Raw genomic sequence first — 1,308 nt, 5'->3', positions numbered from 1 at the left:
CCCGTGAGCCGTCCAGACGCCCGCCGCTGCGGCGGCCACGGCGACCGGGGGGAGGTGCAGCACGGCGCTGAGCACATCGACGTGCAGCGGACCGCCGGAGGCGTGGACGACGGCCACCGCGCCCACGGCGAGATAGCCCGCGCACAACCACCCGATCGTCCCAGGGGCGGCCCGCGTCCCCTCTCGGTCGGGCCCCGGCCCGGACCCGGCGTCCCGCCCGGGGCCGTCCGGGACGCGGTCCTGCGCGCCCTCCGGTTCGCCCCGTTCGAGAGCGTGCCGCGCGGCCCGGTACAGCAGCCACACGGGAAGCGCACCCAGCAGCAGCGGCGTCAGCCCCACCGGCGCCGGCGCACCGGACCGGGTCTCCTCGCGCACGAGCATCGCGCCGTGCGCGAGGAGCCACAGGTCTGCGGCGATGCGCAGGGCGCCGCCGGGCCCGCTGCTGTCGGGGTAGGGGGAGGCGACCCAGAGCAGGAGCACGACGACCGTGACCGAGCCGAGGCCGAGCGCGGCGGCGACGGCTCCGGCGAGCACGCCGCCGCCTGCCACCGGGACACGCCGGGCCGTGGGACGGTCCGGCCGGGGCAACAGCGGGCCGTGCTCGGTCGATTGCGTCACGCGGCCATGCTGCCAACAACACCCGGTTCGTCCGGGCAGCCGGGTTGCATCCGTCGTGTCGCACAAAATGCATCCATGCACCTTTCCGGAGCGGATTCCCCACCTGCCCGACCCGCCCCTGCCAAGGGCCCGGCAGAAGCGTTCGACGCGCTGTACACCGCTCATGCGCCGGGGATCGTGCGGCAGGCGTATCTGCTCACCGGGCGCCGGGCGCATGCGCGGCGGGCAGCCCGGTACGCCTTCGAGACGGCCTGGCAGCACTGGCCTGAGGTCGCGGCGCACGCCGACCCGGCCGGCTGGGCGCGCGCGAAGGCTTACGACTGGGCGCTGTCGCCCTGGCACCGGCTGCGGCCGTCGCACCGGCCGTTCTTCTCACGCGGCGAAGCCGGTCCGGCTTCCGGCGATCCGCTGCTCGCCGCCCTGCTCGCGCTGCCGCCCTCCTACCGGCGGGCGCTGTTGCTCCACGACGGCGTGGGGCTGGGGTTGTCCGCGACGGCGGCGGAGGTGGAGGCGAGTGCGCAGGCCGCGGCGAGCCGCGTGGTCAACGCTCGCGCGGCCGTGGCGGCGCGGCTGCCGGGGCTGCCCGGAGAACCGGGGCGTCTGGCCGGGATGCTCGCGGCGCGGCTCGCCGGTCCGCCGCCGGCTCCCGCAGGCACGCCGGAGACCGGTTCCGCCCAGGGGGTGCGGGCC

The 1,308-nt window shown here is 77.2% G+C and carries 2 protein-coding genes; one reads left to right on the top strand and one right to left on the bottom strand.

What is annotated here, in order from left to right; translation table 11 throughout:
- Nucleotides 1–618: cell division protein PerM (locus tag M1E25_RS25540; protein ID WP_251419683.1), on the bottom strand; the 618-nt coding region annotated here is incomplete at its 3' end.
- A gap of 75 nt (nucleotides 619–693) precedes the next feature.
- On the opposite strand from M1E25_RS25540, the gene M1E25_RS25535 reads away from it, so the two are divergent.
- A partial coding sequence (locus M1E25_RS25535; protein ID WP_372501470.1) for a sigma factor-like helix-turn-helix DNA-binding protein occupies nucleotides 694–1,308 on the top strand: 615 nt, incomplete at its 3' end.

It is taken from the genome of Streptomyces meridianus, from assembly GCF_023703325.1.
GTDB lineage: Bacteria > Actinomycetota > Actinomycetes > Streptomycetales > Streptomycetaceae > Streptomyces > Streptomyces meridianus.
Note: the sequence above shows the minus strand (reverse complement) of the source record. Positions and strands in the feature narration are given on the sequence as shown.